Origin of the sequence: Mycolicibacterium aichiense (genome assembly GCF_010726245.1) — a bacterium.
GTDB lineage: Bacteria > Actinomycetota > Actinomycetes > Mycobacteriales > Mycobacteriaceae > Mycobacterium > Mycobacterium aichiense.
The window spans coordinates 1589767-1611111 of sequence record NZ_AP022561.1; the positions used below are offsets into that span (position 1 = coordinate 1589767).

The following is a 21345-nucleotide window of genomic DNA, read 5'->3' on the forward strand; positions in this document are numbered from 1 at the left end:
TCCACTCCACAAGGCGCACGGACAATGGGTCGTTGCACACACCGTCGAGAATGTCACTTCAGCACGCTCGCTGGTCCGAGTGGATGTCGTGGATAATCGCGCTGCTACCTGGAAACTGCTGCGTAGGCCGAGAGGACGTATATGGCGGACCCCGACCGGGAGGACCCAGTCTTCGACCTTGGCTACCACACCGGGTATCGAGACGGCGTGGAGTACGGGGACTCGATGTGGAGGAAGACCGTCGACGATATCTCGGAAGCAAGCGAGACCGCTGTGGGTAATGCCTTTGACAGGGGCTACCGCCTGGGCGTCGATGAAGGCTTCCGGAAAGGCACTGAGGAGAAGTCGTCGGGCGAGGCTGGGTCTGACGCGGGCGCAGTGAACCAATACTTTGAAGATGGATTTCGTCTCGGAGTTGGTGCCGCGATTATTGCGGTCGATACTGCCGTGTCAAGTCAGGCACTGGAGCGTCACATCCCGGCGGAGCACATCGCTTCAATCCAAGCGGTGCTCGACAGCCTCGCGTCCGTGCTGCGGAAGCTCTCGGCTGACTTCGGAAAGGATACGGACGAGCGATCTTGACCCTCCCGCATGGCCACATCCCGGAGGATGATCCGGAGGTATTAGCGATCTCGTACACGCGGGAAGGCGGTCGGTCACGACGTCTCGTAAGTGATCACATCTGAGACGCCTCGCGACGATCTCGTCGGCGAGTAGATCCGCCAGGTCGACGTGTCTCGAAAGTTCGTCTCGAAATCAAGTGTTTCAATAGTAGCGACTAGAGCATTTATGAGACACTTGGTGAGTGACCGCCTTTACCACGACCACCGGCACCCGCATCGGCTACACACGCGTCTCAACCGTCTCTCAGACCCTCAATCAACAGAACGAAGCACTTGCCGCCGCCGGAGTTGCGAAGGTCTTCTCGGACGTGATGTCCGGCGCTCGCGACGACCGTCCCGGCCTGGCCGATTTGATGGCCTACGTTCGCGAGGGCGACACCGTGGTGGTGTGGAAGCTCGACCGACTGGGCCGCAACATGGTGCACATCCTGCAGACCGTCCGGGAGCTGACCGCACGCGGCGTCACCCTGGTGTCGACATCGGATGGAATCGACTCATCAACCCCTGCGGGCCGGATGATGATCGGCGTCCTGGGCTCTCTGGCCGAATACGAGCGCGAGCTGATCAAGGAACGGACAGCGCTTAAGCGTGCTGCGTCGCGGACCAACGGAACGAAGTTCGGACGCCCCCGCAAGGTCAACGACGCCGAGCACATCGCCACCGCCAGGCGGATGAAGGCTGACGGTCACACCGCCAAGAGCATCGCGAAGTACTTAGGAGTCAGCCGAGCGACGTTGTACCGGTACCTCGACGAAGACTCGGTGTGATCAGCTCCGAGCTCTGGATGCAGTGTGTCAGACTTCGGCTCATCGCCTCGAGGCTGTGGATCGGGCAGGCTGAGTAAGGAGGCTGGCGCAGTGGTTCCGCCGGAGTGAAGGGAGGCGACTGATGGACGACGTTCGTGGCGAGCGGCGGCCACACGACTACCTCGACAGTGTTCCCAACTACCTCGACACTCTTCCCGACTACAGAAGGCTGGCTCGCGAAATCGGACAGGACATGGCCGCCACCCGGCCACCGAATGTCCTGACGTACAACGGTCGGGTGTTCTGGAAGCTCACCGACGCCGACAGCGGAGCACTCGCCTGGCTCGCATTCACCCGGCCAGATGCGCGGTCGGCACTGGCCCGGCGCAAGGTGTGGACGTTGATCCCGTACCTGCAGGTATTCATGGCGAACTGGTTCGTGAGCGTCGACCACGAACTCACCGAACAGAACCAGTGGATACACACGAACATCGACGTTTATGAGGCACGCGAACTGGCGCTTCTGGTGCCGCAGTCGCAAGCCGAGGACATAAAGCGGATCACCCGACCCGAAGCGGTGCTGGCCCTCGACGACATCGACCGGCACAAAGTGACAACCGTACTGGGCAAGGGAACTGCTCAAGCGATGAAGGCTCGGCGATGACTGACTTGGATAAAGACGATTTTCTAAACTGGGCGTACTCCAACCTGCTCACGAACACGACGCGCGGAGTGCTGGCTGAGTACATAGTGGCCAAAGCATGTGGCGTTGACGGTAAGCCGCGCGTCGAATGGCACAAGTACGACCTCGACATCGGCGGTATCTGGGTCGAGGTGAAGTCGTCTGCCTTCGTGCAATCGTGGACGCAAACCGGTCCTTCAAAGATCACGTTCAACATCTGCGCCACAAAGGGCTGGGATGAGCCCACCAACACCTATGAGGCCAGCGCGCAGCGAAGCGCCCACGTGTACGTCTTCTGTCTGCTCAACGGCGAGCACCGCGATGCCATCAACCCGCTCGCTGTCGCACAATGGACCTTCTATGTGCTGCCTGCCAGCAAACTCCCGGAGCAGAAGTCGATTGGGCTCGGACCGCTGAAAGCCCTTCGTCCGCGCGAGTGCAAATACGTCGAGCTCAGGGCCGCCATTCATGAGGCAGCAGCGGTCTCGACGACACCAGGTTAATGGTGACGGTCCAAATCACGGTGAGCTACACCGAACACAGTGGCGCGGCTCAAGACAATGCTCATGCCTACGTCCGCGAGTACTCGAACTGAACCCCGACGGTCCGCTTCCCGACCACTATCTAGTGGTCCGTCTCAGATTTGTTGGACTACTTGTTCGAGTTTGGTCCGCGGCTACGATTCGGGTCGCTATGACGCGTGCCGCTGGTCTATGAGGGCCGCCTTGAGGTCGTGAAAGGCTGCGACCCGTGAGGTCACCACGTCAGCGGCCTCAGAGGTGGCCTCTGTCGGCACGCCCTCGGCGCCGTAGAGGATTGACCCGAGGCGATTGCGCAGGTCGTCGCGTCGTGCCGCCATCTCCACGTTCTCGCGACCCTCGCGTAGTGCAAGGTCGATACTGGCGGCCTCTTTGGCGCATTCGAAGATAAGCAGGATGCTGCGTTCGACGGAGCCCTCCAGTTTGGCCACTGCGGCCTTGGCGTCGCGAAGCATTTGCTTGTCCGACTCGGTGAATGTGCGGATCGAAGAGGCGTCCGCGGTCACTGATCGAATCTTCTCCGCCTTGCGCAGGTTATCTGCGATCGCCTTCAGGTCTGCGCGGAAGTCGTAGGCGGCGGGATCGTCGCCCAGCCAGCCGGTGCGCGCAGCCTCGGATCTGGCGATTCTTGCCACCGACACTGCGGCCTCCTCATATCGTTGCGCACCCGCCAGTCCGAAGTCCACCTTTCGCTGCTCCTTGAGGGCCGCAAGGCGCCGAGCTTCCTCCTCCGCGCGCGCTTTTTCCGCCTGCTCGCGCGCCGATTGGACCCTTGGCACTATGACGATGGACGCCAGGATGATCAGCCAGATCGCCTCGAAAACCCAGCCCGTCACGCTTCGCTCGGTTGACGGATTCTCCGCGCCAGCTCGCACGGCCAGCCAGGTGCCCAGCAAGTAGGGCCAAGCGACCGCGAAGAATGCGATAACCGCGAGAATCACGTAGGCGAGGTCCTGGTCGGAACTCTTTTTTGCCATTCAGAAAATATAAGCGCACGCTCGTGCTCGGGCGGCGGAAGTTCATCGGCCCCATTGACCCCGCGCTACGGCGACGCCGACCGGCGACCGGGCGCAGCCATGGGCCGACCGGCGCGGCCGAACCGACCCTCGATGCGAACCTGCGTCGTGGCATCGTCGCAAGCGTGCCCCTGCTGTTCGCCAGCAATGCGAGTCCTACCTCAACACCCACGATGCCGAACCAAAGCCCGGTGCCTGGACCACCGCAGCCGAATCCATCCTGACCAAAGTCCGAGAGCACGCACCAAACTCGAACAAGTAGTCAATCAAAACTGAGACGGACCAAGTCAATCAAAACTGAGACGGACCAAGTCAATCAAAACTGAGACGGACCACTAGATCGCAACGACTACGACGCGCCCGCCTTTTCGCCTTCGTCGCCGGCGTGCGTTGGGCTCTCGAAGAGCTGCCGGACGGAGCGATAACCGACCGCTGAACTTAGGCGACGTCAGTTCCCGTATCGGTTGTTGACCGCGAGGGAAGCCGGGCGGCTCAGCGACGGTCGGGAAGCTCACCGTCGCGACCATCGACACATACCGTTGCGCGGCGTCGTGGGCGGCCTCGGACGACACGAAGGGGCCGGAACGCCCCGTCCACGGTCGGCGTGAAATTGAAAGCGTCGTCGATGTGCTCAGGCGACTCCGACGGCCAACACCTCCATGAAAACCTCGCCGTCACCGATCCGTGCAGTTGCGCCGCGCTCGGCCACCAGGTCGGGCGTCAGCGCGCCGTCTGCCTCAGGGTAGGACTCGCTGACCGGCATCCAAATCCAGCTGTGACATGGTTCCTCTCGTGGTGGGCTCGCCGGAGATGCTCCGCCTCACCTAATTGCTGCCGCGAGTCGCTCGTTGGCCGGTTCAGTCATCAAAGCCGCTCACTCCGGGAGCGGGACTCCACCCATTTCGCACCACTGCGCGAGCGGATCGCGCAGGCGGTCAAGCACGTCTGCCTCCGGCGCGTTGGCGTAAAGCGCCAGAGATAGCAGATGCGTCCGCGTCGCGATGGCGGCAAGCGCCGTCACCTTCGCCGTCGTCTCGGGGGAGGAGTACATCGCCTTTGTCGGTACACCGAGTTCGGATCGGCCGCTGTAGAAGGACTCGGAGACCCCCGACTGCTTGAAGCGCCCATGTACCGCCGCTGACAGCAGCGCGTACGGCTGGCCCACCTGATCGGCCTCCAGGCCAGACGCCGAGAACATTTTCCGCACGATGTCGGTCTCTGATGGCGGCTGTTCCCCTTCGCGCTGGGTGGAAGGACCCAGATGCGGCGCCTGCCAGTCCTTCGCCCTGGCCTTTGCCTTCGCCGTGCGCAAGTCTCGCAGTCCGGCCGTCGCGCCGACCGTCACGAGATCGTCGGCCAACGCGGCGATGTCGATATGTGCAGCCGGGTCGCCGAAGTCCCACGGGGCACCATGGAGGGCAGCGAGTTCTTCGTTCAGGTACCGCTGCAGTCGCTCCTCGCGAGTGGCGCCGTCGAGGATGAACCACGCCTTGGCAGCGGTAGCTACACAGGTCCGCGCCAACGGGTACGGCGCGAAGTAAACCCCCATCGCCGGCAGAACCGCTGCCATCCCGCGGTGAAGGTCGAGCTGCACCGCGATGTCATAGACCTGATCCGCCGCAAGACGGGCAAAGATCTTTTTGGTGCGGGTGCCGACGTGCTCGCCGTCCGTGGCGCGGTCGCTCAACGCGGTGCTGGGAATCATCGAGAAGGGGTAGGCGAGCTCGTTCTTGATGAGGGCTTCCACCGCGTCGGCGAATCCCGCGATGGTATCGGCGAGCTTCGAGTACGGCTCCAGAGGAGCGCCTAGCGTGCGGTTCGTTGTGTTTCCTGTCATGGGGCGGACGCTACGCGGGAGGGGTGCAGGGAACCGTTGGCCTGCGACGTGCGTCTAGTCCGTCATGGACGAGTACGCAGAGGATTTGGATGGGCCGAGTCTGCCTGCCCCGTCGTCGAGGAGTCTTGGCCGGCGAACGGCCCTGGCACCGGCTGCTGCGCGGGACCGGCGAGGTGACCGCTACCGAGGCCGCTGAAGGAACAGCGGGCGCGATCGGCCGTCTGGGTCGTTGAACCGATCCCATCCGGCGAGTGAGTCTCAGAAGTCGTCCGCGTCCTCGCAATAAGCCATCAGCTGCCGGTCGGTGTGCCGCGCCGAGAGGCAGTGCACGGTACGAGTCGCGACCATGCGTCGACGAGCGGCGGAGGCCACCTCTACGTACTGGATCTCCAGGAGCTCACCCCAGATTGCGGCGGGCACGACCGGGTAGCTCGGATTGATACCGCCGCGCTCGTCGAGCTGCACCCTGGCGACCTCCACGCCGTGTTCGAGCACTTGAACGAACCAGGGGTCGCCTACCGCCCCACCGGCGTTCTGCCACCAGCCCGGGTGCTCGAAACCCTCCGACGACGGGAACGGGGTCCACGAGTGCTTCACGGCTGCCTCGGCGCGGTGATCGACGAACTCCAGGGTCATACCGTGACTTTATGCAGCGCCGCTGACATCGCCACGTAGCAAAGGTTAGGCGGCAACCTCCGCGTCGGTGGCTGACGCAGACGTTAATCTGCCTCGATGGGAGACAGTGACCAGCGCGGTGCTGCCGGCGCAGCGGCGTTGAAGCCACCGCGCCGGGGCGAGGAGTCCGCGGAGGTCATAATCACCGTCAAGACCTACCCGAACCCGAGCGAGACCTACGGCGAGACCGTCTGCGTGGCGGGCGTCCGGCTCGATCGCGGCGGGCCCGAGTGGATCCGCCTCTACCCAGTGAAGTTCCGCAACGCCGACTTCGACAATCAGTTCAGGAAGTACGAGATCATCCGGGTGAATGGCACGTACCACCAGGTCGGTGACAACCGACCGGAGTCGTTCCGACCCCGTCAGGACGATATGGTCCACGTCGAGCACCTCGAAACCAAGAAGAACTGGCTACTCCGACGCAACAAGCTTGGTTCGCTGATCGGCGAGACTTCGATGTGTGAGCTGATCGCGCAGAATCCGAAGGGCAACATGGGAAATCCGTCGCCGTCGCTGGGACTGATCAAGCCCGTCGACATCGAGACCTCAGTGGTCGACGGCGACCCCTGGAGTCCTGCGGAACAGGCGAAGGTCAACCACGCATCCGAGCCGGACCTCTTCGGATCGTCGATGGTTCCGCTGGAACCTGCCCCGTACGCGATCCGGTACAAGTACCGATGTGCTGCCGCGAAATGCCCTGGGCACAACCAGAAGAACCTCGACTGGGAAGTCGGACAAGCAGGCCGTCGATGGAAGATCGACTACGGCGACACCGGCGCCCGCGAGGCGATGCTGAAGCGGTGGCGCGACGACATGACGTCGCCGGACCACGACATCCACTTCTACGTCGGCAACCAGAACAAGTACCGACGCACCTTCTCCGTCCTCGGCACCTGGTACCCCAAGTTCGAGAACACCCTTTTTTAGACGTGCACCACGGCGGCGCCCGGCCGCTCCTTCATCAGCCGGCGCACCACGATGTCGCGGTGGCACTCGGCGTGATCCAGCTCGAAGCACAGGAGCGCCACCACACCGCCGTCCATTAGCTCGCACACGTGGGCCAGTGCATCGGTCGCGGCAGTGCTTTCGAGGACGTCGCGATACCGGGCGCGGGACTGCGGCTCACCGGCACGGAACCCGGCGCGGTTGTCCTTCGGATTGCCCAAGGCGCGGTGGTGCACGTAACCGATACCAACCGCCGCGAGTGCCTCGGACAGCTTGACTTTCGACAGTCCGGGCTTGCGACTCAGCGGGGTAAGTCGCACATCGATAAGTACCCGCACATCCTGCTGCAAGAGCTGCGCGACGAGGTAGTCGACGGTCTTCCCCTCGTAGCCGATGCTGATCAGGGTCCCGGTAACGGCGGTTGTGTCAGAGGTGCCCATCGTCCTAATGGTGCATCACCGCCTTCGGTGGTGGGCGGTAACCCCGCTAGTGCGCGACGGAACTGTGACAGAGCTAAGTGCCCAAAGCGCCTTCTGACAGGAGACCTTCGGGGATGACGTCGCCGTGGTTGCGTCGGAGGTAGTCGCGTGCGTCGTCGAGTGAAGGGTCATGTTGCAAGCTCTTCTGGAAGTAGTCGAGCCTGTGCTTGGCCTCGTCGATGATCTGGCCCCAGTCTCGAACCCAAACCCTGACTCGGGCGCCTGGGGCTTCGGGCAGGTCTGGTTCGAAAACCAGGCCCTGCTCGCGGCCGTGCTGATTGGCCTTCCTGTCGCACGTCATCGTCAATCTCGCTGGTGACGAGCCAGAAATCCCACTGCGTCGTGCTGCTGGCGAATCGCGGGTCCTTTGCGACCGCCTTCGCGTACGACTTGATCTGGTTCAGTTCGGTCAGACTCGCCACCACCTTGGGAGCCTTCAGCTCCACCACGAGGTGCCTGTTGCGGTCATGCTCGGTGGCCGCGGCCGATAACAGGAGATCGAGGCGACCTACCGTGCCATCGAGGCGTTTGACCGGGGTCTTGTCGGCGCGGTCTTCCCCGAGGAGTTCGAGGTGTCGGTCCAGCGCCGCACTGAGGCCCCGTTCGCTGACCATGAAGTTGTACTGCTCGCCGAACACCCACAGCTCGCGCTCCAAGATGCGGTGCAAGTGCTCGCGCTCTCCAACCATTTTGTGGGCCTCGGGATCGAACACAATTAGGTCGAGGGCGCGCAGAAACTCCAAGCGGTTGGTGACGTCCGTCGAGGCCTGAATGACTCGCGAGAGTCCGGTGTTTCGCAAGAGCCGGTCCAGCTGCTCGCGCTCTTCCGCGGGTAGGCCGACGTACTCGTCGAGCAGGGCACCGACGTCTCCCGGGCGCTGCTGGATCGAGTCCTTGAGCAACCCCAACGTCAGGCGCTTCTTGCTCTTTTCCTTGGGAATGTGCCGCCGGATCGACGTGGCGACTACATCGAACGTGGCTCGCTCGACCTTCTCCTCCTCCGAGGCAGGCTCGCCTTCATAGGGGTAGACGTTGCCGGACTTCCACTCCTCTACAAGCTCGCGGCGCCGCTCGGCGCGTCGAGCATCGAGGTAGTCGTCAAGCACCTGGTCCAGTTCGTTTAGAAGCCCGCCCAGAACGGTTGGCGTCGTCTCCATCCGGGCGAGGAGCCACTGGTCGTGGTGCTCGGGCATCGCGTCCCAGAGCAGGTAGGCCGAGTAGGTGAAGTCGGGCCCCGGCGCGGTGTCAAGCGTGTCGATGACGACAGCGTCGCCATCGCAGAGATGGATGGTCCGTTCCTTGGCTTTGGTCCACTCGATGACGCGCAACTTCGCGTGGTGGAGGGTGCCGTCGTGTTCCCATTCGACCGGAAGCACGGTGTCGCGAGCGATGTTGTCTGCGGGCTGGATGCGCTGACCGTCGTAGGTGACCGCGACCCCGGTATGGGTGATGAGGTAGGGCGCGAGGGTCGTACCAATCCGCTCACTGGCGGTGTCGCGGTCGAGCGGATCCAGCGACTCTTTGCCCTCGGCGATGAACCGCGTCCCCGTCTCGGCTCCAGTCTCGATCGCGTCCGAGACCTCAACATCTGTGCGGCTGGTTGCTCGGGCTCGGATCCGGGTCTGCACCCGCTTCCCGTCGATGCGATCGCCGACGGTCTCCCAGGTGACCTGCGTCCCCAGCGCGAAGGCGCGGAGCCGGCCTTGGCCGAAGCGTCCGTGCAAAGGTCGCCGCTCGCCCTTGCTGCGCAGAGCAGTCCTCTTCCATGAGTTGCCGACCCATTTGAACTCAGTGGCGATGTCTTCCGGCGCCATGCCGTGGCCGTCGTCGGTGACCTCGGCTCCCACCACGACGTCGGTCTCGTTCCGATGCAGCACTACATCGACGTGGTGGGCGTCGGCGTCGAGGCTGTTCCAGACGAGTTCGATCACGGCCCTGACCGGATCGTTCTCGTGGGCGAGCTTCTGGACGTGATCGTCGCCAGCTTCGAGCCGATACGTCTGCACGCGCGTATCTTGCCAGGCGGTACAGACACGCGGGGCTAAGACAACAGCGGGAGCGCCGCGTCGATGATCGCCTTGCCCGCTTCGGTTCCGGCGGCGGTCGCGATGGAGGTCATTGCGACGGTGGCCAATGTCTTCAGCCGGCCCGGCTGCGGTTGCTCAGACTTCGACTCGGCGCGGATCTCAGAAGCCAACTGCTCAGCGTCCGCCCGCGCAAGATCGTCGGTCACGGCGGGCAACGCATGCTCGATCGCCTCTACGAGGGCCTGCGCCTGCTCGATCTTCTGCTGAACGTTCACGGTCTGCGTCGCGCCAGGGCTGTGGAACGCAACGGCGACGCCGCTGCTTCCCTCGATATGCAGGTAGGGGCTGTTCACGTCGGCGACGCCCGGGAGGTCACGCACCGACTTGCCGGACGCGGCATACCTCTCACCGTACGGAGTCAGGTGCGGCCCGAGGATGGTGCCCCCGTAGGTGGTGCGGCCATCTGCGTAGCCCTCGTCCACGAGCCACTTGACCGCGGCGGTGAGCTCGTCGCGGGTGACCTCGGTGTCAGACCACAACGTCGCCGCCATGAAGGACTCGGGCAGTGCCTGCGAGATGGTTGTCCCATTGACCCGCAGGTCGTAGAGCCACGCAAGCACGCCGTCTCGCAGACGCCACAGACGCTCCGCCTTGTTCATCCGCTGTTCCTCCTCGGCTCGATCGCGTCAGCGTAGGCCGGGCGTCCGACACCGACGCCTACACCGAGGCGTCACTCCGCAAGCGCCCGGCCGAACGCAACCCTGAACTTCTCCTGCTGCCCCGAGGACGGGAAGGGAACACGGATCTTGCTTACCGGCAGGCCTGCTCCAGCCAACGCGGGATACGCCACGTCGTACACGTCGGCCTTGATCAAGATGATGCGTTCGGGGTCCAGCTCGACAATCCGATCAAGCAGCGCCGGAACGTATGGCGACAAGTCGGAACCGTCGACCGGATCGGGCTCAGGTCGACCAGGAAGACCCCCGCTCCCGCAGCTGCGCTAACAGCGACGGTTTGTTGTCCCGGTTGAGATCGGCGGCTGGCAGGATCGCCCGCGCGACCGCCCGGAACAACCAGTCGTGCCGCGCCACGTCCGGGAAGTAGAAGTAGCGGTCATCGGCATCGGGCGGCGCTTGCGCCACCAGCAGGAGCCCGACCTGGTCAGGCTGGTACGGCCGAGCGGCCGCGGCGCGGCGGGCGCGGAACTTAGCGACGGAGGTGTCATCCCGCGGCGTGGCAGGTTGAGACCCTGCCGGAGTCGGCGGGTTGGTGTCGGACACCGTCAGCGCCTGCGCCCCGTCGAAGGTGCCCCGCCGAGGACCTCGCGGCCGCCATACAACAGCTCCGGGTTCTGGACGAGCCCGCGGGCCTTGCCACGCGGTCCTTTTTGCTGCGCCGGTCGCAGGGCGTTTTTCTGGATCTGCAGTGCCCGCTCGTAGAGACGCTGGTACGAGGGACCCTTCTCGGCGAGGCGCGCCGTGTCGTTGACGATCGCCTGGAGTCGCCCGAGGCCCTCGGGTCCGAGCGGATGCTTGGCCGCCAACTCGGACAGTTCGCGGTGGATGTGACCGAGCCCTTCTCGACCATTGTTCGCAGAGTTCTTCGCGGCGGGTACCGAAACGCCGGCTTCACGGTTGCTAGTACGGACCGCGGACACGCGGCGCAGAAGGTCGAGGAGCCCGTCGGACCGGTCATTCAGGGACCGGCGCCGCAGTCGGGCCGCCAAGCTGTCGAGCATCCGGATCTCCCCCGCGGTGAGTGGACGATCGGCAGGGATCAGCTCGACGCGGGCCACCACGGCGGCGATCTCTTCAAGCTTGGGCGTCGGGCGCCACGGCTTCTTGCTCTGCATGGTGGGTCAGCGTAAGCGCAGGGGCAGAGGAACCTGTCGACTCGAACCGCGATTGCCCTCTTTCAGGTTCGCCGATCGCCGTTGAGTGCGTTGATCGCATCAACATCCCTAGATGTATCCGCAGCTCGCGCCGCGTCGTTTGGCGTGCATCGACAGCCTGATTTGTGCTGTTAGGCCAGTTCAGTGTCATTTCCGCGCCGAGTTCAATTCCCGGCAGCTCCACAACAGAAGAAGGCCAGGCCGCCCCGTCCGGGGCGGCCTGCCTTTTTCAAAAGACCTTTTCAACATCTAGGTCGAGGATGCTTGCTGTTGGTGCGTTAGGGGATCCACAGTCAGTCTCCGTCCAACTTGTGCTCAAGCTCGGCGACTCCAACTGGGTCGAGGGTGTCCGTGCGAGCGCGGAGCGTAGGGAGATCGACCCACAGATGGTCTGCCAGTTCGGCTGACTGCCTTGTCCATCGAAGTCCGTCGACCAGTGCGCGGATGGTGATGAGCGTCGCGCAGCGAGTTCATCGACGATGCGTTCTTCCCCCGCGCGCCCAACTGGGGCACTCGGTATGGGTCCGCGCTCAGGGTGGATTAGCTCAACGCCACCAGGCTCGCCGTAGCCTGACACTCTCTCCGGGAATCACCCCGCTGAACTCACGGCCAGGCGGGGTGATTTTCGTCGTTCACTGGTACCTGCATCCGTTACCTGCGCCTATGCTTGGAGACATGCCGTCCACCCGTGCCACTTCGACGCGCGCCGAAGGAACTGACGCACGCGAAGCTGAGCAGCGGGGACGTGACGCTAGCGACGAGGAATTTATCGGCGCATACGCTGCCGAGAGATCGCGTTGGACGGAGCTCGCCGAGCGGCTGAAGTGACTGCGCCGGGTCGCGAGTTTGTGTACCTCACTTCTGGTCAGATAGCTGAAATAAACGCTGATCAGGAAAACGGTGGCACTGTCCGCGACGGCGATGCCCTCGACCGCAGTGTGGATCGCCCCAAGACCGAGCTGGTGGATGGCGGGTTTCTCACCGTCTGGGAAAAAGCCGCGGCTTATGCCCACGGTCTAGCCAGAAACCACCCGTTCCTTGAGGCCAACAAGCGCACCGCCTGGTATGCGGCGGTGACGTTTCTGCGGCTCAACGGCATCGTCTTTCCCGAAGTGCCCACCATCGAAGCGGAGATATTTATTCGGGCGGTGGCGCAGGAGGTGTTCAAAACTGACGAGGACCCGGACTTAACACTCGGTCGATCGGCCGAATGGTTCGAGGCGAAATGGCGCAACCAACGGGTGGGCCACTCGACTCACCCGGAGTTGGAGTACGTGTACCTGGCCGGCGACGTGCGCGGTACCGAGGAGATTGACGCTTTCCAGGCAAAGGTTCTTGGACCAGGAACCCTGACCGCGATGGGTGCCGGCATGCATCGCCTGGTGGTCAGGGCGGAGGAACCGGCCAAGGTGTTCCCCATTGCAAACACCAGGTTCTTCGTCGTCGGGCGATGGTGGCGCGCACCGCTTCACGGAACGATGACTGCGACGGTCCATCAGCCCGCCGGCGCGAAGCCCGTACGCCGCAACAAGGCGGAGATGAACCTGACAGCTATTCAGCCGATCACCATCGAGACGATGCTGCCCGAATATGCGCCATACGGTCAGCTGCCGCTCCTATTTTGGATTGAGTTGCGGCCGGTGTTCTTGGATCTAGGTGCCGACCCCTACCAGGTGGTCGTCGACGTGAATGGTGAAGTGATCGCCCGAATTCCACTGCGAGTGCAGCTCTTTGGGACGGTTCCGGAACACCTGTAGTGGTACCGCTCTGCCTCACCGGGCGTCAGTGAAGACATCACCCATCGTGGCTCCCGGTCGACGCTTGGCCACCAGACCTATTACGTGCCGGCGGGCGGCGTTCTCGTTGTGATGGGTCTTCTTCCATTTGTGGTCGTTGGTGCATTCCGTCCAGCTGAGACGCCACATGGGTCGCCCGTCGTTGAGCTCAGTTGTCAGCGTCACGCTGGTGACATAGGTGCTCAGAACGGTTGAACCCCTTCGATGCTCACCGTCATGCCGTGGCTTGTCGCGTCGTTGAGGAACGTCGTGCCGTCACTCGTCGGCGTGATCGTCCATCCGAATGCCTTGTAGATCGTCCCGTAGCTCAGAGTCTTGAACGGCTGCTGGCCGATGTCCCCGATACCCCATTCGAAATCGCCTGTCGTGGTGACATTTACGCCGTTCGCTGGCGCCCCATACATCATGGGCGTGTCGATCACGAACTTGACCAGACATCCGACGCGACCCGCAGTGATCTGGCAGACAGTTTTCTTCGACTGAGTGCCCACCCAAACATCGCCGCCTCGGGTCGACAGCATGACAACGGCAGGCGTCGGTGGCGGCGGCAGGGCACTCGGAGGCGCTGGTATGGCAGCGGGGGCAGGGCCTGCGACGTTCGATACGGGAGGCGCCGGTGCATCGACGTTGGAGGTCTGCGCTCGATCATTCCGAAGGACCCACACCGCGGTACCGGCGGCAGCCACTAGCGCCAGGCTGGCTGCGACGGCGAGGGTAGTGATCAGGCGCGGGGTCAATCGCCGCTCGGGATCAGCCCACGAGCCGGTTTCCGGGTAGTCCCCCGCCGACGACCATGCCTGAGCTGCTTCCGTATGCATCGCCGCGAGGCCGGCTAGCTCGGTCGGGTCGCTGGGTTCGGTCATTGCTTCCGCCAGGGTTTGCAGCCGTAGCTGACGAAGTACTCGCCAGCGTTGACAGTGACGACGCCATGCTCGCCGACCGCCACCTGACCACCCGCGATCATATTGGCGATCTCGATGGTGGGTGTTCGGGTGCGAGTCCAGTTGCACGGCCGGCCATTTGCTCGGCGCGACCCCTCGGTCATGTAGGTGCCAGCTGCGCTGCCGTCGATGTGGTAGTAAGTGCCGTCGTTGTCCATCCCGGGACTACTGGAGTGGGGGCCTGTCGCGAGATAGGCGACACAGCCCCCAGCCAGCACAAGAGTCCCGACGATCAGGATGGCCTTGCCGGCGTTAGGCATCGGCTTTGATGGCCGAATTGGTGTGGGGATCGGTGCGGGACTGCCCGGCGCGACCGGCCCCCAGGTGCTGCCGTCCCAGTAACGCTGGCCATTGCCGCCAGCCGGGTCGGGGTACCAGCCCGCGGCCGCGGCGGCCGTCGGCGGCACAGCCATGGCGGCCGGGAATGAGGTGTCACATTTCGCGCACCGGATTCGCGGCGTCGTCGACTCGGCGGACATCGTCAACCGCGCTCCGCATGCGGGACACACGATCGATCCCTTAGCTGGCGTCACAAACGGAACCCCCCGGACACTGCCAGTTTCCTGTGGGCAGCAGATTACGCCGATTGGAGCAGGTGAGTTGGGCTAACAGACGGGCATCTGGGTGGCCGCGCACTGATCGTGTTGAAATTTTCAACAGCGCGACCGATAAGTCCAGGCCGGAGAGGGTCACGTCAGATCCGCATTCCGACCCGAATCGCCCGTCTACCAGCCGTTTTTGGGCCGACGTCCAAGGGTTCAATTCCCGGCAGCTCCACAACAGAAGAAGGCCAGGCCGAAAGGCCTGGCCTTCTTTGTTGCCACTACATCTTGAAACTCGGCACCAGCCTGGTGAGGTTCCACAACTGGTTGCGCCGAGCCGCCAGCGACGTCAGCAGCATTGAGCCCAACCACAGCGCGACCATGAAGATCAGTGCCTGCCATAGCCGACCGTCGATGCCGCCGAGGATCAACTGGCGTAGTCCATTGACGCCGTACGTCATCGGGTCGAGCCGGTGGAAAGCCTGGAACGGCTTGGTGGTGGTCTCGACCGGATACAGTCCGCCGGCGCTGACCAGTTGCAGCATCAGCAGGGTCATCAGCAACACCTTGCCCAATACCGGGCCGAGAAGGGCGCTGATCGCCTGCGCCACCGCGATGAACGCGCACGACGCCAGCATCATGAAGCCCAGCATCGCCACCGGATGCTCGGCGTGGACGTGCAGCGCGAAATGCACGACGCAGTACAGGATCACCGCCTGGGGAATGCCGATCAGGACGGCCGGCAGGTAGCTGGCCAGCGTCACCCGAAGCGGACTGATCTCCGCGGCGATGGCGCGGTTCTGCAACGGGCGGAACGCCATCCACAACAGCATGGCGCCGAAGAACAGCGCGAGCGTGAGGAAGAACGGCGCCATGCCGGTGGCGAAGTTCGGCGCCGAATTCTCGTGTGAACTCGTCAGCTGAACCGGACCGCCGATCGTGTCGGCGATCGCGTCCTTCTGCTGGGGGCTCCAGTCGGGAACCTTCTGCGCGCCCTCGGATAGCTTGGTCGCCAGCTCGTTCGCCCCGGAACTCAGCTGCGCTGTACCGGATTTCAGCTGCCGGGCGCCGTCGTCGAGTTTGACGATGCCGGCGTCGAGCTGTGCATTGCCCGACGCCACCTGCTGGGCGCCATCACGCAACTGAGTGAGCTTGTCGGAGAGTTCCTTGCCCTTGGCCGAGATGTCGGTCAGCGCGGAACCGACGGGACCGCCCGAGTTGGCAGCCGCACGTGCCTTGTCGAGCTTGGCCTGGATTGCCGCGGTGCGTTGGTGGGCCAGCAGTTGGTCGCGGGTGTCACGCAGCTTGCCGGTGGCGATCACCGACACCGGGTCCTGGTTGGCCGACAGGCTGTCGATGATCGATGTCAACGACTGGGCGGCAGTGTCTTGCGCCCCGGCGATGGTGTCGAGTTCGTTGGACGCATCCGTCAGTGCGGACGAGCTGTCCTGAACCTGGCCGTTGACCTGATCGCTCTGAGTGCCGATCTGCGCCAACAGGTTGGTGATCTTCAGCAGGGGATCGGTGGCGGTGTTGATACCGTCGGACAGCTTTCGGGAGCCGGCAGTCAGCTCGGCCGATCCGTTGCGGGCGGAATCGAGGCCGGAGGCCAACTTCCCTGCGCCAGTGTCGATTTGGGCCGCCCCGTCGGAGAGCTGCCGCGCTCCGTCGGCCGCCTGCTTGATCCCGGTCCCGGAAGTGGTGATCACTGACAGCACCTGGTTGACCGCCTGCCCGGAGATCCTGGTGGACACGGCGTTGAGCACTTGCTCCAAAGCCGTGCGGCCGATACTCGACGAGATGTAGTTGTTGGCGTCGTTGTATTCGGCGATCAGCTGCGCCTTGCGGGGATTGCCGGTGGTGGGCGAGGCGATCGCCTCGCTGAAGTCCGGGGGCAATTCCAGCATGAAGTAGTACTTGCCGTGTGCGACGCCCTCGCGTGCCTCGGCGTCACCAACCAGGTGCCAGTCCAGGCTTGCGTCACTGGTGAGGCTGTCGGCGATCTGAGAACCGACGTTCATCGGCTCACCGGACACCGTGGTTCCGCGGTCCGAATTGACCAGGGCCACAGGCATTTTGTTCACATGACCAAACGGGTCCGAGTACGCCCACAGATAGAGCGCGCCGTAGGTCAGCGGCATCAGCATCAGGACGACGACGGCGATTCGTGTCATCCGATTGCGGGCGAAGCGTTTGATCTCCGACCCGAGGGCAAGTCCGCCCACCATCTCCTAGTCCTTTCCCGCGATGTTCGGGATGTGCACTTCATGCTCGGGTGCTTGGTCGCCGAGCGAATTCGTCACGCCCACAACGACCATCCGATCGGCGGCGATCACGCCGAGGCGTTGCACCGCCTGCGCTCGTCGTTCGTTGTCGCGGACCTGTTCGAGGTCACCGACCACCAGCACCGGTCGGTCCGAGCACAGGGCCAGGGCGACCTGCAGCAGGAACGTCTCCAAATCGCCCAGGTCCCCGATGTAGTCGGTCGGCGCCGGGCGGTCGATGTCCCCGAACGCCAAAGCCAGTACGTCCCGGCTGGAACCGTCACGAGGCCGCCGGAACAGGGGAGCGAGCCAGCGGCGCTGCTCTGTGACGACCGTGCCCACCGTCACCGCCTCGTCGAGATCGTCGATGTCGCCGAAGGCCGCGATCGCGCAGTGCTTGCGGATCGCCCGCGGGGTGGTATCGCCGAACACGGCCACGCTGCCGGCACTCGGCTTGAGCCGGCCGGCCAGGGTGAGCAGCAGTGCCTTCTGGCTGTGGCCGCCCGGCATGTGCACCGCGTGCAGGCCGGGCCCAAGGTCCATGTCGACATCGCTGAACAGCGGACTGTGTTCACCCTCGACGGTCAATCCGCGCGACACGATGATCGCCTCGTCCTCGGGAAGAAGCAGCTGAGGAGGGACCGCGGCGGGTCGACTCATGGTTGCCTCCTGGAAGTGTTGCATGATTCAATACGATATGCATCCAATACGGAATGTATCGAGTCTGAAGGGCGATTTGCGGTGAAGGTCACAGAGGCGCGGACAACCCGGCGGCGCACGAACACCCGCGCCCGTCTGATCGAGGCCACCGACGAACTCATCCGGGACAGCGGACGGACCTGGTTCACGGTCGAGGAGGTGTGCCGGGCGGCCGGCTACACCCGTGGGGCCTTCTACTCCAGTTACGACGACATGGAGGGTCTGCTCTTCGAGGTCTACGAGCATCAGAACGACGCCCTCGTGGAGCGGCTGCGGAGTACGGCAGCGCCTCTCCTGCGAACCGAGGGAGTTCTCGAAACCGACCGCGTGGTGCGCCAATTGCTGAAGGCGGGCGTCGCCGATCAACCGCGCATCGCCCTGCATGCCGCACTGGTGGCCCGTGCCGCCCATCAGCCTGAAATCGCCCGCGCGCTGGACGCGCAAGTCGAACGCTTCCGCGAGGGACTGCAAGGCATCTTCGTCGCACTGATGGCCAAGACCGGCCGCACGATGACCGTGACACCGGAGGCGTTCACCCGAGCGCTGATGGCCGCTCAGGCCGGCGCCTCCGGCCAGTTCCTCGGCGATCGCGCGGCCACCGAGGAGGTCCGCTACCTGACCGCGCTGGCGGTCGTCGAAGGACTGTCCGCCTGACGACGGTGCGCAGGTCAGCGCGCGATACCAGTCAATTTTTCTTTGCTGTCAATATGTTGTCCGAGCAAGACGGCCACACCCTCGCAGCTCATCAGGCTGGCGAAGGGGTTAGATTGAAGCATGCCTATTCGCTGCACGCGTGGGCACCCGGTGGGGAGCGACCGGTCAGCCGGTCGCTGGGTCGGGCTGGTTGCTTCGCCATTGTTCGTCACGAGCGCTCTGCTCGTCGGTCCTGTCGCGCCGGCGTCGGCTGCCGACTGTCCTGACGCCGAGGTCGTCTTCGCCCGCGGCACCGACGAACCTGCCGGGATGGGCCGGGTCGGCGATGCTCTCGTCGATGCGCTGCGCAAGCAAGCGCCCAGCCTGAACATCGACACCTACGCGGTCAACTACAAGGCCACCAAGCTGCAGCTGCACGGCGGAGACGGCGCCAACGACGTGATCTCACACATCAAATCGACGGTGTCGTCCTGCCCGGATACCAAGATCGTCCTCGGCGGGTACTCGCAAGGCGCCAGCGTGATCGACATCGTTGCCGGCGTGCCGGTGGGCGGCATCCCCTGGGGAAGCTCGCTGCCACCGGAGTACGTCAAAAACGTCGTCGCCGTCGCGACTTTCGGCAATGTGGCCACCCGCACCAACCAAGCGCTGCCGACCACGAGCGCTCTGCTCGGCGCCAAAGCCATCGACCTGTGCAATCCGGCTGACCCGATCTGCCACGCGGGCCCGGGCAACGAGTGGAGCGGCCACACCGAGGGCTACGTCCCCGGCTACACCAACCAGGCGGCGTCGTTCGTCGCGGCGAAATTGCTCGCCGGGATAAGTCAGCACATGCCGGGCTACGGCAACGCCCCGGGCTACGGCAACGCCCCGGGCTACGGCCCGACAACGCCTTACGGCCCGGACTCGATGTATGCGCCGCTACCCGGATCCGGGTCCGCCACCGCGCTGCCGGGGCCGCAGCCCGGCTATCCCGCGGAGGTGCCGAGCTATCCGTCGCAGCTACCTACAACCAGCCCGACGACGGTCGCACCCAGCTCCCCGTCGCCTGGCACGGGACTGGTGTAACTCCTCGATTCACGACGTGCGCGAATAGCGCCGTACTCTTCCACCGTGAACGCGATTGACCCGGACAAGCTCAATACCTGCCTTCAGGTGTTGGCCGACGTCGAGTCGTTGCCGCCCGAGCACCCCGATGCCGTAGCCGTACGCCGGGCAACCGCGGGAATCTTCAAATCGGTCAGGAAGGCCCGCCGCAAAGCCAAGCGCGATGAAGTCGCGGCCGCCGACCGGGCCGTCATCGCCGCCACGGCGACCGGGGCGCCAGGCCGGATCGACGACGAGACGGCCGGCTTGCCGTTGGTGTCGACGGCGGCGGGGGCCTCGGCGGGCACGTTGCTCCGGTCTCGGGCCTGCTACATCTGCAAGACCCACCACACCGTCGTCGACGCCTTCTATCACCAGCTCTGCCCGGAGTGCGCGGCGCTCAACCGCGCCAAGCGGGACGCCCGCACCGACCTGCGCGGCCGGCGCGCACTGCTCACCGGCGGGCGGGCCAAGATCGGCATGTACATCGCGTTGCGGCTGCTCCGCGACGGCGCCCACACCACCATCACCACCCGGTTTCCGAATGACGCCGTGCGCCGGTTCGCCGCGATGCCCGACAGCGCCGACTGGCTCGACCGGCTGCGCATCGTCGGCATCGACCTGCGTGACCCGGCTCAGGTCGTGGCGCTCGCGGACAGCGTGGCCGCGCAGGGTCCGCTGGACATCCTGATCAACAACGCCGCCCAGACCGTGCGCCGAGCCCCCGGTTCCTATGCGGCACTCGTCGAGGCGGAGCGGTCCCCGGCTCCTGAACTCGTCGACGTGGTCACCTTCGACCGGGTGAGCGACGCCCATCCCGCGGCACTCGCGGGCAGCCTCGCCGACCATCAGAGCCCGCACGCACTAACAGAATTGGCCCTCACCGCGCGCAGCGCATCACCCGAGCGGATTGCGGCCGGCGTCGCCATCGACGCGGGTGGCCTGCTGCCCGACACCGCGGCGATCAACAGCTGGACGCAGCGCGTGCACGAAGTCGACGCGATGGAACTGCTCGAGGTTCAGTTGTGCAATCAGACTGCGCCGTTCATTCTGGTGAGTCGGTTGCGCTCGGCGCTGGCGTCGTCATCGGCACGCCGGAAATACGTCGTGAACGTGTCGGCCATGGAGGGGCAGTTCGGCCGCGCGTACAAAGGCCCCGGGCATCCGCACACCAACATGGCGAAGGCTGCCCTCAACATGCTGACCCGCACCAGCGCCGGTGAAATGCTGGAGCAGGACGGCATTCTCATGACCGCTGTCGATACCGGCTGGATCACCGACGAGCGTCCGCATCCGACCAAGCTGCGGCTGGCCGACGAGGGATTCCACGCGCCGCTCGACCTCGTCGACGGCGCCGCGCGGGTGTACGACCCGATCGTTCGGGGCGAAGCGGGCGAAGATCTCTACGGCTGCTTCCTGAAGGACTACTCGCCCAGCGGCTGGTGACGTCTACCCGCTAGCGGGCGATGCCGGTACGGCTCAGTCTCCGCCGAAAGTGCAACGCCGCGATCGTCAGCGGGTTCTCGAACAGCGGCTGCCGCCGGAGCCGACGCCGGACCACTGAGCGGCCCAGGAACCCGGTGAGGACGCCGAGCACGAAATACCCCCGGCTGCGCCGGCTGGCGTCCCGCCGCAGGGCGGCGACGTAACCGCAGACCGCGGCGAGCGCGGCAGTCGTCAAGACCACCACGATCATCAGCCCAACCGCGTCCACGGAAACGATCACACCATCGTCTCCGCCACATCAGCAGGGGTGACCCAAGGTCGTGACCGAACCGAATACCTAGCGTTACCGTCAATTAGTTGGGAACTCGCATCCGAGTCCCGTCGGCGACTATGTGCGAATGACTCGTTCGGCCAAGTCGACTTGGCTAGGCTCCGGCTTGGCAAGCAGCGCCGACAC

Annotated in this window: 26 protein-coding genes; 10 read left to right on the forward strand and 16 right to left on the reverse strand. The window is 64.4% G+C overall.

The genetic code is table 11. From position 1 onward, the window contains the following. Window positions 1-141: 141 nt before the first annotated feature. The 4 genes from G6N32_RS07685 (at window position 142) to G6N32_RS07700 (ending at window position 2554) form a co-directional block, all read left to right on the forward strand. Window positions 142-582, forward strand: a complete 441-nt coding sequence (locus G6N32_RS07685) for a hypothetical protein (protein WP_115316513.1) — start codon at window positions 142-144, stop codon at window positions 580-582. 223 nt (window positions 583-805) lie between these two features. Then, window positions 806-1390, forward strand: a complete 585-nt coding sequence (locus G6N32_RS07690) for a recombinase family protein (RefSeq protein WP_115316512.1) — start codon at window positions 806-808, stop codon at window positions 1388-1390. 121 nt (window positions 1391-1511) lie between these two features. Next, a complete protein-coding gene (locus G6N32_RS07695) occupies window positions 1512-2033 on the forward strand; it encodes a hypothetical protein (protein WP_163789183.1) in 522 nt (173 codons plus the stop codon). Beyond that, window positions 2030-2554 carry a hypothetical protein gene (locus G6N32_RS07700; RefSeq protein ID WP_163789185.1) on the forward strand — a complete coding sequence of 175 codons (525 nt, stop codon included), beginning with the start codon at window positions 2030-2032 and terminating at the stop codon, window positions 2552-2554. Before G6N32_RS07695 ends, G6N32_RS07700 begins: the two co-directional genes overlap by 4 nt. 188 nt (window positions 2555-2742) lie before the next feature. Here G6N32_RS07700 and G6N32_RS07705 read toward each other — a convergent pair whose 3' ends face one another. The 4 genes from G6N32_RS07705 to G6N32_RS07715 all read right to left on the reverse strand — a co-directional run bounded on the left by G6N32_RS07705 (window position 2743) and on the right by G6N32_RS07715 (window position 6079). Beyond that, complete coding sequence (locus G6N32_RS07705; protein WP_163789187.1) at window positions 2743-3567, reverse strand: hypothetical protein; 825 nt, start codon at window positions 3565-3567, stop codon at window positions 2743-2745. A gap of 670 nt (window positions 3568-4237) precedes the next feature. Continuing rightward, window positions 4238-4369, reverse strand: coding sequence for a hypothetical protein (locus tag G6N32_RS29090; RefSeq protein ID WP_264028663.1), 132 nt, complete (start codon window positions 4367-4369; stop codon window positions 4238-4240). Window positions 4370-4480: 111 nt separating this feature from the next. Next, a complete protein-coding gene (locus G6N32_RS07710; protein WP_115319089.1) occupies window positions 4481-5443 on the reverse strand; it encodes a hypothetical protein in 963 nt (320 codons plus the stop codon). Window positions 5444-5701: 258 nt separating this feature from the next. After that, window positions 5702-6079 carry a GNAT family N-acetyltransferase gene (locus tag G6N32_RS07715; protein ID WP_232077559.1) on the reverse strand — a complete coding sequence of 126 codons (378 nt, stop codon included), beginning with the start codon at window positions 6077-6079 and terminating at the stop codon, window positions 5702-5704. A gap of 96 nt (window positions 6080-6175) precedes the next feature. Between G6N32_RS07715 and G6N32_RS07720 the strand changes: the two genes are divergently transcribed. Next, window positions 6176-7045, forward strand: coding sequence for a DUF8757 domain-containing protein (locus G6N32_RS07720; protein ID WP_232077560.1), 870 nt, complete (start codon window positions 6176-6178; stop codon window positions 7043-7045). Here G6N32_RS07720 and G6N32_RS07725 read toward each other — a convergent pair. Further along, on the reverse strand, window positions 7042-7503 hold the full coding sequence (locus G6N32_RS07725; protein WP_115319090.1) for a DUF488 domain-containing protein: 462 nt from the start codon (window positions 7501-7503) through the stop codon (window positions 7042-7044). The genes G6N32_RS07720 and G6N32_RS07725 overlap by 4 nt on opposite strands. Before the next feature lie 167 nt (window positions 7504-7670). Further along, complete coding sequence (locus tag G6N32_RS07730; protein WP_232077735.1) at window positions 7671-9473, reverse strand: ATP-binding protein; 1803 nt, start codon at window positions 9471-9473, stop codon at window positions 7671-7673. Here G6N32_RS07730 and G6N32_RS28780 point away from each other — a divergent pair. Further along, window positions 9411-9587 carry a hypothetical protein gene (locus G6N32_RS28780; protein ID WP_232077857.1) on the forward strand — a complete coding sequence of 59 codons (177 nt, stop codon included), beginning with the start codon at window positions 9411-9413 and terminating at the stop codon, window positions 9585-9587. The two genes, G6N32_RS07730 and G6N32_RS28780, sit on opposite strands and share 63 nt — an antisense overlap. On the opposite strand, the gene G6N32_RS07735 is transcribed toward G6N32_RS28780, so the two are convergent. From G6N32_RS07735 to G6N32_RS07745, 4 genes are all read right to left on the reverse strand, one after another. Continuing rightward, entirely contained in the window at window positions 9584-10228 is a 645-nt protein-coding gene (locus G6N32_RS07735) for a hypothetical protein (RefSeq protein WP_115319092.1), read from the reverse strand. The genes G6N32_RS28780 and G6N32_RS07735 overlap by 4 nt on opposite strands. Window positions 10229-10299: 71 nt before the next feature. Then, window positions 10300-10506, reverse strand: a complete 207-nt coding sequence (locus tag G6N32_RS28785) for a hypothetical protein (RefSeq protein ID WP_232077561.1) — start codon at window positions 10504-10506, stop codon at window positions 10300-10302. A gap of 25 nt (window positions 10507-10531) precedes the next feature. Beyond that, window positions 10532-10849 carry a hypothetical protein gene (locus tag G6N32_RS28790; protein ID WP_232077562.1) on the reverse strand — a complete coding sequence of 106 codons (318 nt, stop codon included), beginning with the start codon at window positions 10847-10849 and terminating at the stop codon, window positions 10532-10534. A 2-nt stretch (window positions 10850-10851) separates the two neighbouring features. Continuing rightward, complete coding sequence (locus G6N32_RS07745) at window positions 10852-11421, reverse strand: hypothetical protein (protein ID WP_115319093.1); 570 nt, start codon at window positions 11419-11421, stop codon at window positions 10852-10854. A gap of 863 nt (window positions 11422-12284) precedes the next feature. Here G6N32_RS07745 and G6N32_RS07750 point away from each other — a divergent pair. Beyond that, a complete protein-coding gene (locus G6N32_RS07750) occupies window positions 12285-13217 on the forward strand; it encodes a type II toxin-antitoxin system death-on-curing family toxin (protein WP_163789192.1) in 933 nt (310 codons plus the stop codon). Window positions 13218-13232: 15 nt separating this feature from the next. On the opposite strand, the gene G6N32_RS07755 is transcribed toward G6N32_RS07750, so the two are convergent. The 5 genes from G6N32_RS07755 to G6N32_RS07775 all read right to left on the reverse strand — a co-directional run bounded on the left by G6N32_RS07755 (window position 13233) and on the right by G6N32_RS07775 (window position 17663). Then, window positions 13233-13421, reverse strand: a complete 189-nt coding sequence (locus G6N32_RS07755; protein ID WP_147292000.1) for a hypothetical protein — start codon at window positions 13419-13421, stop codon at window positions 13233-13235. Window positions 13422-13438: 17 nt separating this feature from the next. After that, window positions 13439-14119 carry a hypothetical protein gene (locus G6N32_RS07760; protein ID WP_115319095.1) on the reverse strand — a complete coding sequence of 227 codons (681 nt, stop codon included), beginning with the start codon at window positions 14117-14119 and terminating at the stop codon, window positions 13439-13441. Next, on the reverse strand, window positions 14116-14676 hold the full coding sequence (locus G6N32_RS07765) for a DUF2510 domain-containing protein (RefSeq protein ID WP_232077563.1): 561 nt from the start codon (window positions 14674-14676) through the stop codon (window positions 14116-14118). The genes G6N32_RS07760 and G6N32_RS07765 overlap by 4 nt, the downstream gene beginning before the upstream one ends. Before the next feature lie 344 nt (window positions 14677-15020). Next, window positions 15021-16967 (reverse strand): YhgE/Pip domain-containing protein, encoded by a 1947-nt coding sequence (locus G6N32_RS07770; RefSeq protein WP_115319096.1) that lies wholly within the window; start codon window positions 16965-16967, stop codon window positions 15021-15023. Between the two features lie 3 nt (window positions 16968-16970). Next, window positions 16971-17663: a hypothetical protein gene (locus tag G6N32_RS07775; protein ID WP_147292001.1), complete on the reverse strand. Its 693-nt coding sequence runs from the start codon at window positions 17661-17663 to the stop codon at window positions 16971-16973. Window positions 17664-17744: 81 nt separating this feature from the next. Between G6N32_RS07775 and G6N32_RS07780 the strand changes: the two genes are divergently transcribed. The 3 genes from G6N32_RS07780 (at window position 17745) to G6N32_RS07790 (ending at window position 20888) form a co-directional block, all read left to right on the forward strand. Next, on the forward strand, window positions 17745-18356 hold the full coding sequence (locus tag G6N32_RS07780; RefSeq protein ID WP_163789194.1) for a TetR/AcrR family transcriptional regulator: 612 nt from the start codon (window positions 17745-17747) through the stop codon (window positions 18354-18356). A 120-nt stretch (window positions 18357-18476) separates the two neighbouring features. After that, complete coding sequence (locus tag G6N32_RS07785; RefSeq protein WP_115319098.1) at window positions 18477-19424, forward strand: cutinase family protein; 948 nt, start codon at window positions 18477-18479, stop codon at window positions 19422-19424. 45 nt (window positions 19425-19469) lie between these two features. Next, window positions 19470-20888 carry an SDR family NAD(P)-dependent oxidoreductase gene (locus G6N32_RS07790; RefSeq protein WP_115319099.1) on the forward strand — a complete coding sequence of 473 codons (1419 nt, stop codon included), beginning with the start codon at window positions 19470-19472 and terminating at the stop codon, window positions 20886-20888. A gap of 10 nt (window positions 20889-20898) precedes the next feature. Here the strand turns inward: G6N32_RS07790 and G6N32_RS07795 are convergent, their stop codons facing one another. After that, window positions 20899-21168 (reverse strand): hypothetical protein, encoded by a 270-nt coding sequence (locus tag G6N32_RS07795; RefSeq protein ID WP_115319100.1) that lies wholly within the window; start codon window positions 21166-21168, stop codon window positions 20899-20901. Between the last annotated feature and the right edge of the window lie 177 nt (window positions 21169-21345).

Coding starts and splice junctions, on each gene's coding strand:
- G6N32_RS07685 (WP_115316513.1), top strand. CDS start 142: ATGGCGGACCCCGACCGGGAGGACCCAGTCTTCGACCTTGGCTACCAC.
- G6N32_RS07695 (WP_163789183.1), top strand. CDS start 1,512: ATGGACGACGTTCGTGGCGAGCGGCGGCCACACGACTACCTCGACAGT.
- G6N32_RS07700 (WP_163789185.1), top strand. CDS start 2,030: ATGACTGACTTGGATAAAGACGATTTTCTAAACTGGGCGTACTCCAAC.
- G6N32_RS07705 (WP_163789187.1), bottom strand. CDS start 3,567: ATGGCAAAAAAGAGTTCCGACCAGGACCTCGCCTACGTGATTCTCGCG.
- G6N32_RS29090 (WP_264028663.1), bottom strand. CDS start 4,369: ATGCCGGTCAGCGAGTCCTACCCTGAGGCAGACGGCGCGCTGACGCCC.
- G6N32_RS07710 (WP_115319089.1), bottom strand. CDS start 5,443: ATGACAGGAAACACAACGAACCGCACGCTAGGCGCTCCTCTGGAGCCG.
- G6N32_RS07715 (WP_232077559.1), bottom strand. CDS start 6,079: ATGACCCTGGAGTTCGTCGATCACCGCGCCGAGGCAGCCGTGAAGCAC.
- G6N32_RS07720 (WP_232077560.1), top strand. CDS start 6,176: ATGGGAGACAGTGACCAGCGCGGTGCTGCCGGCGCAGCGGCGTTGAAG.
- G6N32_RS07725 (WP_115319090.1), bottom strand. CDS start 7,503: ATGGGCACCTCTGACACAACCGCCGTTACCGGGACCCTGATCAGCATC.
- G6N32_RS28780 (WP_232077857.1), top strand. CDS start 9,411: ATGCAGCACTACATCGACGTGGTGGGCGTCGGCGTCGAGGCTGTTCCA.
- G6N32_RS07735 (WP_115319092.1), bottom strand. CDS start 10,228: ATGAACAAGGCGGAGCGTCTGTGGCGTCTGCGAGACGGCGTGCTTGCG.
- G6N32_RS07745 (WP_115319093.1), bottom strand. CDS start 11,421: ATGCAGAGCAAGAAGCCGTGGCGCCCGACGCCCAAGCTTGAAGAGATC.
- G6N32_RS07760 (WP_115319095.1), bottom strand. CDS start 14,119: ATGACCGAACCCAGCGACCCGACCGAGCTAGCCGGCCTCGCGGCGATG.
- G6N32_RS07765 (WP_232077563.1), bottom strand. CDS start 14,676: ATGTCCGCCGAGTCGACGACGCCGCGAATCCGGTGCGCGAAATGTGAC.
- G6N32_RS07770 (WP_115319096.1), bottom strand. CDS start 16,967: ATGGTGGGCGGACTTGCCCTCGGGTCGGAGATCAAACGCTTCGCCCGC.
- G6N32_RS07775 (WP_147292001.1), bottom strand. CDS start 17,663: ATGAGTCGACCCGCCGCGGTCCCTCCTCAGCTGCTTCTTCCCGAGGAC.
- G6N32_RS07785 (WP_115319098.1), top strand. CDS start 18,477: ATGCCTATTCGCTGCACGCGTGGGCACCCGGTGGGGAGCGACCGGTCA.